Origin of the sequence: Gluconobacter sp. DsW_056 (assembly GCF_002153595.1) — a bacterium.
In the GTDB taxonomy this organism is placed as follows: Bacteria; Pseudomonadota; Alphaproteobacteria; order Acetobacterales; family Acetobacteraceae; genus Gluconobacter; species Gluconobacter albidus.
Genome location: NZ_JOPF01000002.1, coordinates 83857 through 96340, shown reverse-complemented (window position 1 = coordinate 96340; position 12484 = coordinate 83857). Strand labels below are relative to the sequence as shown.

General features: G+C 60.7%; 10 protein-coding genes. 5 read left to right on the top strand and 5 right to left on the bottom strand.

Annotated features, from left to right (window positions below; genetic code table 11):
- The first annotated feature begins 56 nt into the window (after positions 1–56).
- Positions 57–1421 carry an aryl-sulfate sulfotransferase gene (locus HK22_RS01240; protein WP_086648053.1) on the top strand — a complete coding sequence of 455 codons (1365 nt, stop codon included), beginning with the start codon at positions 57–59 and terminating at the stop codon, positions 1419–1421.
- A 48-nt stretch (positions 1422–1469) separates the two neighbouring features.
- On the opposite strand, the gene HK22_RS01235 is transcribed toward HK22_RS01240, so the two are convergent.
- From HK22_RS01235 to HK22_RS01225, 3 genes are all read right to left on the bottom strand, one after another.
- Positions 1470–2867 (bottom strand): sulfatase, encoded by a 1398-nt coding sequence (locus tag HK22_RS01235; protein WP_086648052.1) that lies wholly within the window; start codon positions 2865–2867, stop codon positions 1470–1472.
- An 86-nt stretch (positions 2868–2953) separates the two neighbouring features.
- Positions 2954–4963 carry a sulfatase gene (locus tag HK22_RS01230; protein ID WP_233142319.1) on the bottom strand — a complete coding sequence of 670 codons (2010 nt, stop codon included), beginning with the start codon at positions 4961–4963 and terminating at the stop codon, positions 2954–2956.
- A 23-nt stretch (positions 4964–4986) separates the two neighbouring features.
- On the bottom strand, positions 4987–5991 hold the full coding sequence (locus tag HK22_RS01225; protein WP_086648051.1) for a formylglycine-generating enzyme family protein: 1005 nt from the start codon (positions 5989–5991) through the stop codon (positions 4987–4989).
- 268 nt (positions 5992–6259) lie between these two features.
- Between HK22_RS01225 and HK22_RS01220 the strand changes: the two genes are divergently transcribed.
- Genes HK22_RS01220 through HK22_RS01205 form a run of 4 tightly spaced genes read left to right on the top strand, consistent with a single transcriptional unit; the run spans position 6260 to position 10027 of the window.
- Entirely contained in the window at positions 6260–7294 is a 1035-nt protein-coding gene (locus tag HK22_RS01220) for a sulfate ABC transporter substrate-binding protein (protein WP_086648050.1), read from the top strand.
- Positions 7295–7305: 11 nt separating this feature from the next.
- Complete coding sequence (gene cysT, locus HK22_RS01215; protein ID WP_369827193.1) at positions 7306–8151, top strand: sulfate ABC transporter permease subunit CysT; 846 nt, start codon at positions 7306–7308, stop codon at positions 8149–8151.
- Positions 8148–8966: a sulfate ABC transporter permease gene (locus HK22_RS01210; protein WP_086648048.1), complete on the top strand. Its 819-nt coding sequence runs from the start codon at positions 8148–8150 to the stop codon at positions 8964–8966. The genes cysT and HK22_RS01210 overlap by 4 nt, the downstream gene beginning before the upstream one ends.
- Positions 8963–10027, top strand: a complete 1065-nt coding sequence (locus HK22_RS01205) for a sulfate/molybdate ABC transporter ATP-binding protein (protein WP_086648047.1) — start codon at positions 8963–8965, stop codon at positions 10025–10027. The genes HK22_RS01210 and HK22_RS01205 overlap by 4 nt, the downstream gene beginning before the upstream one ends.
- A 9-nt stretch (positions 10028–10036) precedes the next feature.
- On the opposite strand, the gene HK22_RS01200 is transcribed toward HK22_RS01205, so the two are convergent.
- Complete coding sequence (locus HK22_RS01200) at positions 10037–11257, bottom strand: PAS domain-containing sensor histidine kinase (protein WP_086648046.1); 1221 nt, start codon at positions 11255–11257, stop codon at positions 10037–10039.
- A complete protein-coding gene (locus tag HK22_RS01195; RefSeq protein WP_086648045.1) occupies positions 11258–12466 on the bottom strand; it encodes a sigma-54 dependent transcriptional regulator in 1209 nt (402 codons plus the stop codon). It abuts the gene before it with no gap.
- Positions 12467–12484: the final 18 nt, after the last annotated feature.

The window sequence follows — 12484 nt, the reverse complement described above, 5'->3', positions numbered from 1 at the left end:
TTCAGTTCGGAAGCTCCCCCCGGGAGACCATGATTCCAGATGACAGGGTAAGTGATATGGCTTCGTTCCGACTCAGGCTTTCCACCGTCGCTACGGGTACGATGGCCTTGTGCACTGCCCTCATGACCTTCCCGGACGTGGCAAAAGCCGTCCCCAGCGTAGTGCCGACCGGCGTCACCCGTTACAGCCCCGAAAAGGCTTACAACAGCTTCCTCCTGTTTTCCGGAAGCGACAATCATACCCATCTCATCGACATGAACGGTCACGAGGTCCGGCAATGGGCACAGGCCGGTTTCCCCGCCAAATACATTGATCCCGCTCTGGTCCAGGGGCAGAAAGGCATTATCGGGCTACAGCTTTCGGAAATCCGCGGGGACGGCACCCACAAGATCCCCGGAGCCACAGCCGGTTTCCGTAACCGGACTTTCGGCTATGTGGACTGGTCCGACAAAACGCTTTGGGAATGGGGGCTTCAGTCGCCCGAAGGCAATGCCCGTCAGCATCATGACTGGGCGCGCCTGCCCGATGGCGGCACGCTTCTTCTGGCCAACCAGAACCGCTCCATCCCCGGCGGAGCCAAGCCGGTACTTGATGACGTGATTTATGAGATCGCCCCGGACGGCAAAATCCGCTGGACCTGGAAGGCCGGAGACCATCTTCAGGAATTCGGCTTTACCGACAGCCAGCTTCAACTGGTAACGCATGCTGAAAATCCGGATTACCTTCATATCAACAACATGCAGCTTGTAGGCGATAACCACTGGTACCGTGCAGGAGACAAGCGTTTCGCGCCAGACAACATCCTGATCGACTCACGGGAGGCCAACTTCATCGCGATCCTAGACCGCCATTCCGGCAAGGTCGTATGGCGTCTGGGCCCCAACCTCCCGCAGCGGCGCCGCAGCGAACCGGCTGTTCCTTTCGCCGTCGACCAGTTCGTCGGACAGCATGACGCGCATCTTGTCCCCGAAGGCCTACCGGGTGCAGGCAACCTGATCGTTTTCGACAATCAGGGCGAAGCAGGCTATCCCGCCCGTCCGTTGCAGGTCGCTAACGGTTCGCGAATTCTGGAAATCAATCCCGTAACGGCACAGGTCGTCTGGCAGTACACGGGCGAGAATTCGGGCGGCCCGCCATGGTCCTTCTACAGCAGCTTCATCAGCTCCGTGGACCGGCTGCCCAATGGCAATACCCTGATTGACGAAGGCATGAACGGACGCTTCTTCCAGGTCACGCCCACGGGTGAAATCGTGTGGGAATATGTGTCGCCCTATTCAGGTGAAACGCCCGGCAGCTCTCCAGGAAAAACAACGCGCTCCAACTGGGTCTATCGTATCCAGCCCGTGCCATATGGATGGGTGCCCTCGACCGTCTCACATACCGAAACAGTCGTGGTCCCGGCTTCAGATCCGGAAAAATAATATAACCGCAGGGCTGGCGGCCGCAGTCATGACGCCAGCCCTCCCTTCTCAGGCAGGCACCGTCGGTTCCGAAGGGGACTGACCATCGGGCGGATTGACAACGGCCCCCACCGGAGCCGCCACAGGCCCTTTGAGAAGCGGGTCCTGCGTCTCCTGCATCCAGCGCCTCAGGCGTTTTCGCATCTCCCGCAGAACGTCTCCGTACTGCGGATCGTGACACAGGTTACCGGTTTCCGCAGGATCGAACGTCAGATCATAAAGAGCCTCTTCAGGCAGACGATGATCCGGCCATCCGGCCCCGACCCAGACGGACTTGCTGGGACTGTCATCGCAGTTCGGCAGTACGGGCTGCCTGCGACTTCCAAATCTGCGAATATATTTCCATCGCTGCGTCCGGACGGCCCGCATCGGCTCATAAGACGCGTGATATGTCATCTCGGCATAGACGGCATCCCGGATTTCCACCTGACTGCCCTGCAAGACCGGGAGGAAAGACTGCCCCGCAAGCCAGGAAGGACGCGGGATGCCCAGGTAATCATAAACTGTCGGAAAAACATCAATCTGCGAGACCATCACGTCCGACTGATGCCCCACGGCCAGACCCGGCCCCCGCATGATCAGTGCCGTTCCGATCCCGTCATCCGTCAGGTTGCACTTCATGCCCGGAAAAGCGATGCCATGATCCGTGACGAAAATAACCAGCGTGTTGCGGTCATAACCATTTCTGGACAAAGCCCGCAAAACCCGCCCCACACCCGCATCCAACTGACGGGCGCTTGCTCCGAACGCCGCGAAATCGTGGCGGATTTCCGGCGTATCGGGTAATGGACGCGGAACGCTTTGCACACGCTCCAGATCCGCGGGGGTCGGGTCCGGATACTCCCGATGCGTCTCGAAAAATCCGACATCCAGAAAAAACGGCTGTCTGGGCCGGCTATCCAGAAACCGCTCGGCTATGGGTGCCACCACAGAAGCTTCCGCACACCATTTCCCGCTCTCGTCGCGATAGGCAAGGTTCCTGTCATACCCCAGCGTGTCTGGATCAGCGGCAACATGCTGCATCCCTGTCAACACGGCCTGATATCCGAATTTCTGCAGGTCCCGGAAAAGGAGCTGCCGCGGATCGTTCAGCCTGAAACCCCGATGCGCCAGCCCCATCATTCCGGAACGATGGGGAGACTGACCGGTCAGCAGAGCCGCACGACTGGGAGAGCAGACCGGTGCCGCACTGAACGCCTGCCGGAACGTCACGCCCTCACGCGCCAGAGAGGCTATTTCCGGAGTAGAGACCGCGCTGTCATAGGGCTCGAGCGCCCGCCCGCTGTCATGGGAATGAAGATAGAGAATATTCGTCCACCTGCCTTTCGGAAGGGACTGCCCATATCCTTTTGCCACGAAGGCGCCTCCGCCTGAGGCAAGAAGGGTGCGACGTCTGACCTGTACCATGATGTTCCTGCGGATATTCTGGCCCCCCGCAGAGCCAAAAGCTTTGCGAAAAGCATGAGAGAATTGAGATTTTCTTCCCGCAGCCTCTAGATCTGCGGATCGCTGATCCTGCCTCCCATGGCCGCCACCAGCTTCTTTCCTGCCGGGCTCTGCATGGAGGCTGCATCAAAATCGGACGGCTGTTTCAGACGCGGCGTATAGGTTCCGGCGCGTTTTTCGCTGAGATACCGCGCGGCGGCCCGTACCGCGAAAAGCCCCAGAACACCCTGCACATCAGGCGGCGAAACACGCGTCGTCAGGGCCGCCTGAACAGCCGGCGTTACGGCGGGAGAGCGCACGTTCCGCCCATAAGTCGCCGCCAGAACCGCAGCCAGGGCCCCCTCCGGATCACCCGTTTGCGCGATCTTTCCCGCAACCCAGTCGATGGCCTGAGCAGCATCGGGGCCATTCAGCAGAATTTCACCCAGCACAGCCCTGATCACCACAGACGGCTCTTTTCCAAATGCCAATGCCACATCATGAGTGGTCCGGGCATCCAGCGGCGTCTGCACCGCAAGAATACCCGTAGCCGCCCAGTACCGCACGGCTTCGCTGTCATTTCCAAGAGAGGCCCTGAACGCCGGAAGATGTTTTGCGCTACGCTGGATCACCTTCGCCCCCAGCGCCATCAGCGCAGGCAACGGATAAGCGCCAGGCTCGCGGCTTGCCTGATACCCCTGATGTCGCAGCCCTTCCGCAAGGAACGCATTATCGTTGATCGCAGTCATCTGCGCATCAAGCACACCACGCAAATGTTGCAGTGCAGCCTGATGCGCCGGATCGTCGATCAGGTTGCTGATCTGATGCGGGTCATCCGCGAGATCATAAAGCTCCTCACCCGGCTTGGCCTGCCAGAAGGCTGCCTGAACGGGATCCAGACGCCCCGCCAGCCACTCCTCTTCCCACGACTGGTAACCGCGACCTTTCCACTCATACGCATTATGCTGTCCGTAAATGCGATGCGGCATGTAGTTGCGGATATAGCGGTAACGCCCACTCCGGACCGTTCGTATCAGATCCAGCCGTTCATCCATCCGGTTGCGACCGCTGAACACATGTTCGCGTGGCGGGGGAACGTGCTGCCCCAGAAACGGCTGTCCCTGCATATGCCGGGGAATTGCCGCCCCTGCCAGCGACAGTGTCGTCGGCGCCATATCCACCAGACTCACAAGATCCGGACTGACCTGCCCGGCCGCACGTTGCGCAAAATGCTGGAATTTCTTTGGAAACCGCACGATCAGAGGCACGTGCAGCCCCCCTTCATAACAGTAGCGCTTCGTTCTGGGCTGCACCCCGCCATGATCGGCGAAAAACATGACGATCGTGTCCTGAGCCAGACCGTCCTGTTCAAGCTCACCCAGAATATGTGTCACAGCCCTGTCCTGCCGGTTCACCATGTCGATGTTGCGCGCAATAGAATCCCGGATATCGGGCGTGTCCGGCAGATAGGGCGGAATATGGACCTGCGCAGGATCAGTCACGGTCGCGCCCGTCTCAAACAGATGGGATTCATGCGTGATGAGATAATTGTAGACCGCGAAAAAGGGTTTTCCCGCCGGGCGGTTCCGCCAGTGCGCCGTCACCGAACACTCATCCCAGATCGTCGCAGGATCAAGGTCACAGTTGTAGTCGGTAAAGACGTTATTGGTGCAGTAATACCCCGCCCCACGCATCAGTTCCGGAAGGCTCTCGAACTGTCCTGCAATGCGGGCCACAGCGCGCATGTTTTCCGCCGGTCCACAGCTTTGCGGATACAGCCCCGTGACCAGCGAGAAACGCGACGGAGAGCAGACCGGGGCGGTGGCATAGGCGCTGTCAAAGCGGTTTCCCTCGCGGGCCAGCGCGTCAATCGTCGGCGTCACCGCCAGAGGATTGCCGTAACATCCCAGAAGAGGCGCATGGATATCATGGCAGACGATCCAGATAATGTTCGGCTTCCGGTCTGCCGGGGTCTCTGACGCGGCAGAGATGGTCTTCGCCCTGGCACCAACACCAGCACCGGCCGAAAACGCCACACCGGCCCCGGCCGTCGTCGCCAGAAGATGACGGCGTCTCACCGCTTTGGAGGGTCAATCCATACTCACAGATCCACCACAGCCGATGACGCACATCTGAAACCGATATGGCCGAGAGAGCTGTCAGGCGTCGTATGGGTCCGTGCCGAATTGCGATACCGGTTGCAATAGGAGTGATGGCACATATGCGATCCCCCCCGGATCACCCTGTCCGTCCCCTCGTGTGGTCCTGAAGGATTGCATCGCGTCAGGGCATTTTCAGCCTGATGCCAGACCGGGCTCCAGAAATCGGAGCACCATTCCCACGTATTGCCCACCATGTTGTAAAGGCCGTATCCATTCGGCGGAAATGCGGTAACGGGCACGGTCGTCACATACCCGTCTTGGCGGGTGTTCTCGTCAGGGAAACGTCCCTGCCAGATGTTGCACTGCGCCTCCCCATCAGGACGCAGTTCATTTCCCCAGGGGTAACGGAAATTCTGCATCCGGCCCCGCGCGGCAATTTCCCATTCCGCTTCCGTCGGCAAACGCTTGCCCGCCCAGACCGCATAGGCGGCCGCATCATTCCACGAAACATGCACGACCGGATGATCCTGACGGGCCGAAATATGCGACCCCGGCCCTTCAGGATGACGCCACTGCGCGCCACGGACCGGCAGCCACCACGGCGTCTGCGGAACAGAACCGCGCAGACGGCGCTTCTTCGCTGTCGCCGTCGCCACTCCTTCGAAAACGAACGACCACCCCTCCGCTTCAGCTTCCGTCACATACCCCGTAGCTGCGACAAAGGCCGCAAACTGCCGGTTGGTGACGGCATATCTGTCGATCCAGAAAGCATTGACCTCCACGAGCCGGACCGGCCCCTCGCCATCCGCGACATGGGTTTCGGAATCATCAGCGCCAATCTGGTGCGTCCCCTCCCCGATCAGCACCATGTCCTCATAGCCCGAGACACGGCAGGGCTGACGGTCCTGAAACACCGGAACGGACAGCGCGCGCGAAGACGCCCGTGCCGCCTGCGGAACGCAGCACGCTTTTTTCGGGTGAGCAGAAGCAGAGCCGAGGGTCATTAAACTGATCCTGATAGTTTTATTTTTTAAAAACTCTATTTCATCGTTATTGAAAACACAAACCCTTCGGCGTTTTCAATCCCGCGTTGCAGAATCGTTCTGTTTTCTTATGAAATCTTTGTTTTTCAGCCGATTTTCAAGAATCGATCCGGGACACGCTTGACGGCAATAGGCAGATCTATAATCAAAATGATATCGTTGTTTTAATTAATAACGTTTTGTTTTTGTTATACAGATCGACCCGACATTCCCCTGCTCCCGAAGGCTCATGGCCATGAAAATCCTGTCGTCCCGCCGTTACACCCTCAAAGGAACACTGGCTCTCGCCGCAGCCCTCATCGCAGGTCCGTGCCTGTCCGCCGCACATGCTGCGGATTACCACCTTCTGAATGTGTCCTATGACCCGACGCGCGAGCTTTACAGCGACATCAACCATGCCTTCCCGGCCTTCTGGTCCCGGACCCATAGCGGAGACAGCGTTGTCGTAACGTCATCACATGGCGGCTCCGGCGCGCAGGCACGCTCGGTTCTGGAGGGCGCACCAGCGGATGTCGTAACGCTGGGTCTCGCATACGATATTGATATTCTGGCCCAGAACGGCCTTCTGGCTACAGACTGGCAGAAACGCCTGCCGCACAATTCAACACCCTATACCAGCACGATCGTGTTCCTCGTGCGTAAAGGCAATCCAAAGAACATCCACGACTGGCCCGATCTGATCCGCGACGGCATTCAGGTTGTTACCCCAAATCCCAAGACATCCGGGGGCGCACGGTGGAACTATCTGGCCGCATGGGGCTGGGCACTCCATCAGCCCGGCGGGACGGAACAGTCCGCAACAGCGTACCTTAAAGCGCTCTTTGCGCATGTCCCCGTTCTTGATACGGGCGCGCGTGGCGCCACCAACAGCTTCGTCCAGCGCGGCCTGGGCGATGTTCTGATCGCATGGGAAGACGAAGCCCTGCTGGCCTCGCGCGATCTGGGGCCGGACAAATTCGATATTGTTGTGCCCCCCCTCACCATTCTCGCCGAACCTCCCGTCGCCACCGTGGACCGCAACGTGCAGGAACACGGAACCGAAGCCTTCTCTCGCGCCTATCTGGACTTCCTGTTCTCCCCAGAAGGCCAGCGGATCGGCGCCAGACACTATTTCCGCCCCGTGGACCCTGCGATTCAGGCCGAAACAGCCGCAGTCTTCCCACACACCACAACCTTCGACGTCGCCAGCCTGGGCGGCTGGACCCGCCTGCAGAAAGCCCATTTCTCGGACGGCGGCGTGTTCGACCAGATCTACAGCCACTGAGTGTGAAACCCCTGACCGTGACGGGCCTGCGTTATTTCCCGCGCCGACGCCAGACATTACCCGGCTTTTCACTGTCGCTGGGCCTGACCCTGCTCTGGACCGGGCTGCTCGTCGTGCTCCCCCTGACGGCGCTGCTGCTCCGGCCCTGGCAGCACGGCCTCGGCCCGATGCTCCATGCGCTGCATGACGCACGCATGTATGCCGCCCTGCGGGTCAGTTTTATCTGCGCCTTCCTGGCGGTCCTCATTGACCTGCCGATCGGCCTGCTGCTGGCCTGGACCCTCGTCCGCTACCGCCCGCCCGGTCATCGCGCCGTAGACGCCCTGATCGACCTCCCCTTCGCCATTCCCACAGCCGTGACCGGCATCGCTCTGGCCACCCTTTACGGCCCCGGCGGATGGATCGGCGCCCCTGCAGGAAAACTGGGACTGAAACTCGCCTTTTCTCCCGCCGGAATTGTCATCGCGCTGACCTTCATCGGACTGCCTTTCATCGTCCGTTCCGTCGAACCCGTGCTTCGCAGCTTTCCCAAAGATGTCGAAGAAGCCGCTTTCCTTCTGGGCGCATCGGGATGGCAGCGTTTCTGCCGTATTCTCCTGCCCGCTCTCGCCCCCCCGCTTCTGAGCGGTGCAGGGCTCGCCTTTGCACGGGGCATCGGGGAATACGGCTCCGTCATCTTCATTGCGGGCAACCAGCCTTTCCACAGCGAGGTCGCACCGCTGCTGATTGTCATGCGGCTTCAGGAATTCAACTATGATGGCGCAACCTCAATCGCGCTGATCCTGCTCTGCCTCGTTGCCGTCAGCCATCTGCGTCGTTCGGTTTCTTCCGGACTGGTCCGCAAGGACAGCGCATGACCAGTCAGTCTTCCCGGATAATACCCGTTGTCCTGACCCTGCTCAGCTACACCATAATCGGTCTTCTCATCGTCCTGCCTGTGGCCCTGATCCTGCACGAAGCCCTGCGTCAGGGTCTGCATACGGCTCTTGAAACCCTCAAAGACCCGGAAGCCCGATCCGCCATCCGCCTGACAGCCTGCGTCACCGCCATCGTAACGGTCATCAACACGGCAGGCGGCATCGCTGCGGCCTGGACATTGACGAAGTACGACTTCCGAGGTGCCCGCCTTCTGGTGAGCCTGATCGAACTCCCCATCAGCGTCTCGCCCGTGATTGCGGGGCTGGTCTGGCTGCTACTTTTCGGCCGGCAGGGATGGTGGGGAAACTGGCTCGGCCATCACGGCCTGCACATCGCCTTCGCCGTCCCCGGCATCGTCCTTGCAACGCTCTTCGTAACCTTCCCCTACGTCGCGCGTACCCTCATGCCCTATATGGAACAGCAGGGCCAGGCCGCCGAAGAAGCCGCCTTCCTGCTCGGCGCGGGCTTCTGGAAAACCCTGATCCACGTCACACTCCCAGACGCAGGCTGGGCGCTTCTTTCGGGAGTTCTTCTCACGACAGCCCGCGCCATGGGGGAATTCGGCGCAGTCGCCGTCATCTCCGGCCACATCCCCGGCGTCACCGAAACCATGCCGCTCCATATCGAGACCCTCTATAACGGCTACCAGTCCGTAGCAGCCTTCGCGATGGCGGCCCTTCTCGTCCTTGTCGCAATGACAACGGTCCTGATCCGCATGTTTCTCGAGCGTTCTTTCAGAAAACAGCATCCATGAGCATCACTCTCGAAGCCTTCACGCAATACGCCCCCCGCTCTTCGCGCAAACTGCTCGATAACATCGCGCTAACCGTCGAAGACCGCGCGTTCGTCGCGCTTGTCGGGCCATCCGGAGCCGGAAAAACCACCCTGCTCAGAGCCATTGCAGGCCTTTCCTCCCATTCCGAAGGCACGCTGCTGATCGACGGCCTCCCCATCCACGACCGCCCCGTACAGGACCGGGGCATCGGGTTCGTCTTCCAGAACTATGCCCTGTTCCGACACATGACCGTGGCCCGGAACATCGCCTTTGGCCTCGACGTCCTGCCCCGCGCGCGGCGCCCCGATCGCGCCGCCATCCAGCGCCGCGTCACCGAACTTCTGGACCTCATCCAGCTTCCCCATCTCGCAAAAGCCTACCCGGACCAGCTTTCCGGCGGCCAGAGACAGCGCGTGGCCCTTGCCCGCGCACTGGCAACAGGCCCCAGACTTCTCCTGCTCGATGAACCCTTCGGCGCCCTGGACCCTCTGGTCCGCCGTGACATCCGCCGCTGGCTCCGGGACCTGCACGACCGGATGAACCTGACGACCATTCTCGTCACCCATGACCACGAAGAAGCCATGGACGTCGCAGACACGCTCGTCGTCATGCAGGAGGGCCGCATCGTTCAGGCCGCCGACGCCTCCACCCTGAATGCGGCCCCCCAAACGCCCTTTGTCATGGAGTTTCTGGGCGAAACCCTCAAATTTCCGGGTACCGTCCGGTTTGGTCAGTTCGTTCCAGACAACCCCGATATCGCCCCTTTCCCGTTCGAGGGGCCAGACGGAAACGCGACCGCTTTTATCCGCCCACATGACATCTTCCTCCTGCCCGGGGCTGGACAGGCTTCCATGGAAAAACGCCCCCATTTTTCCAACGGGCTTGTCCGCTATCAGATCGTTACCGCCGAGGCCGCATTTGAAATGATTACCCCCACAGACCTCTCCCCACAGGAGATGCAGAATGTCCGCGTCGACATCAGCCGGGGAAAAATTTTCTATCCCGCTGCTGCGTCAGAAGACCCTACGAAGCCAGCCTGAGCGGGCCATTCATATCTGCACGTCAAAGGTCGTCGTCCATTCCGATCGCTCGCCAGCCTGGCTCAGGACCAGCGTCCCGCCATGTCCCCTGACAATCTGGCGTGCCAGAGGCAGTCCGATCCCGTTGCCTCCCGTCTTGAACGAGACGAACGGCTCGAAAACCTGTTCCCACAGCGCTGCGTCAATCCCTGAACCATTATCGCGGATTCTGATCAGAACGGCATGATCGGCCATTTCAACAGCCAGTTGCACTCGGGGCGCAGACTGTCCCAGAGCAGCCTCGGCCCCGTTGTTCAGAAGATTCATGAGCGCCTGCTCCATCTGCGCGGCATCAAGCCGGACCATAAGCCGCCCCGCAGGCACCACCACGTCAAGCACCACGCGCGCGCCCCAGCGCGCCATAAAAAGCGTGGCGATTTCACGCACCAGCGCGCCAAGGTCTGCGGGTTTCAGATCCGGTCTGGGCAGACGCGCCAGATCGCGATAGCCGCGCACGAAACGATCCAGCCCCTCTGCACGACGCCGGATCGTCCCAATAGCCTCCGCAATCAATGGCGCGGTCTCATGGCTGGTGTCTTCCGGCCCCCGCCCTTCGGAAAACAGCTCCTCGGCCGTGGCGGACAGGGAAACGATGGGTGTGAGGGAATTCATGATCTCGTGGCTGAGCACCTGAAGAAGATCACGCAGCGCCTGAGCTTCCGCAGCGTTCAACCCGGCCTCGATGTCCGTGAGCGCCAGATACGCAACAATCCCTCCTGCCCCGGCACCTTTTCCGACCGACAGCGCATAGACCCGCGGCGCACTCCCGGCGGATGGCAGACGGATCAGGCGTTTTTCCGGTCCCGACGCCTCCTTCTCCAAAGCCGCAATGAGAGCTTCGGGTGGCTCACGCAGGACCCCTTCCGTCATGAACAGACGCCGCGCCGCACGATTGGCGGCATGCAGGGTCCCATCCACATACTGGACCAGAAGCGGCACAGGCGCATGATCGAGCAGTGCCCGGTTCCGCAGCTTTTCCCGATCCACTGGACGCACGACGGAAGGCTCGTGCCGTTTCAGACGCCGCGTCACCCGGATCTGCGCCGCGACAACGGACCCCGCACAGATCAGCCCCACGCAGGCAGACAGCAGGGCCGTCGCATAAAACCCCCGCTGCCAGGCCGGAACAGTCAGCAGACAGGCCGCCACGATACCGCAAAGCCGCAGGAACGTCTCAGCCACAGCGCGCATCTAAAGCCCGTACCGTGCCATACGACGATACAGCGCCGGTCTGGTCAGACCCAGTTCCCGCGCAGTCTGCGTCACATTGAATCCATGCTTGCGCAACGCTGTCTCGATCAGGGATCGTTCGGTATCGCGCAGCGTTAGCGCTGTGTTCGGAACCGCTTCAGCCTCTTCGGAAGCCGTTTCCCATCTCCCGGTGAGTACAGCCCGCTCAACCACAGCACGCAGACCGCGCACATTCTGAGACCACTCTTCCTCACACAGTAACCGAAGCCGGCCCTCGTCCATTCCGGGTTCGGCAAGTCCATGCCGGGCTGCGAAATACCGCAGGAAATGCGCGCTCAGAGCAGCGATATCGTCCGCTCGCCCCTGCAAAGGAGAGAGGGTCAGTCCGACCATTCCCAGATGCAGCATCAGCCGCGGATCAAGCATACCCTCCAGAGTCGCATGATCGCGCGAGGACAGAGCAATCACGCGGGGTGCCACGCGTGCGTCCAGCCTGTCCGCCAGACGGCGCTGCATGGGCACAGACAGCGCCTCGATATTGCGAAAGATCCACGTTCCCCGCCCTTCCGGCAAAGCCTCGCAATCCTCCGCACGGAGCATCACCGCAGGATCGTCTTCATAAGAAAGAGCATGAATGCGCCGCGCCAGCAGCATCTTCCCGACACCCGGCGCACCCGTGATGATCAGTGACGCGCGGGTCACAGCCAGACGGTCCGCTTCGGCAACGGTCCTCCTCAGATCATCGGACGCTACAATCAGAGCGGGTTCCGCCTCACTCGCCTGACAGGCCCGGCATTTCTTCAGCGTCCCCTCGACCAGCGCCAGAAGGCGCTCGTTATTCCAGGGCTTCATAACGAAATCGACAGCCCCCGCGCGCATCGCCGCAACAGCAATCGTCACGCCACTATGGCCGGTCACGACAATCACCGGCAGGTCCGGACGCAGGACCAGCATGTCCCTGAGCAGGGCCAGCCCTTCGGCCCCGGCAGTCATTCCTTTCGTATAATTGAGATCGAGCAGCACGAGATCGACAGGAAACGACGCCAGCTGCGTCAACGCCTCATCCGCCCCATGCGCGGAAAGAATGTCCAGCCCGCTGCGACGGAACAGCAGACGGGCCGCAACCTGCACATCGCGATCGTCATCAACGAAAAGAAGACACGGTGCCGGAGGGGCGGATTCCCCCGATTCGTTTCGGATTGCGTTCATTATGATCTTGACAGACCT

Coding starts and splice junctions, on each gene's coding strand:
- HK22_RS01240 (WP_086648053.1), top strand. CDS start 57: ATGGCTTCGTTCCGACTCAGGCTTTCCACCGTCGCTACGGGTACGATG.
- HK22_RS01200 (WP_086648046.1), bottom strand. CDS start 11,257: ATGCGCGCTGTGGCTGAGACGTTCCTGCGGCTTTGCGGTATCGTGGCG.
- HK22_RS01225 (WP_086648051.1), bottom strand. CDS start 5,991: ATGACCCTCGGCTCTGCTTCTGCTCACCCGAAAAAAGCGTGCTGCGTT.
- HK22_RS01220 (WP_086648050.1), top strand. CDS start 6,260: ATGGCCATGAAAATCCTGTCGTCCCGCCGTTACACCCTCAAAGGAACA.
- HK22_RS01210 (WP_086648048.1), top strand. CDS start 8,148: ATGACCAGTCAGTCTTCCCGGATAATACCCGTTGTCCTGACCCTGCTC.
- HK22_RS01205 (WP_086648047.1), top strand. CDS start 8,963: ATGAGCATCACTCTCGAAGCCTTCACGCAATACGCCCCCCGCTCTTCG.
- HK22_RS01235 (WP_086648052.1), bottom strand. CDS start 2,867: ATGGTACAGGTCAGACGTCGCACCCTTCTTGCCTCAGGCGGAGGCGCC.
- HK22_RS01195 (WP_086648045.1), bottom strand. CDS start 12,466: ATGAACGCAATCCGAAACGAATCGGGGGAATCCGCCCCTCCGGCACCG.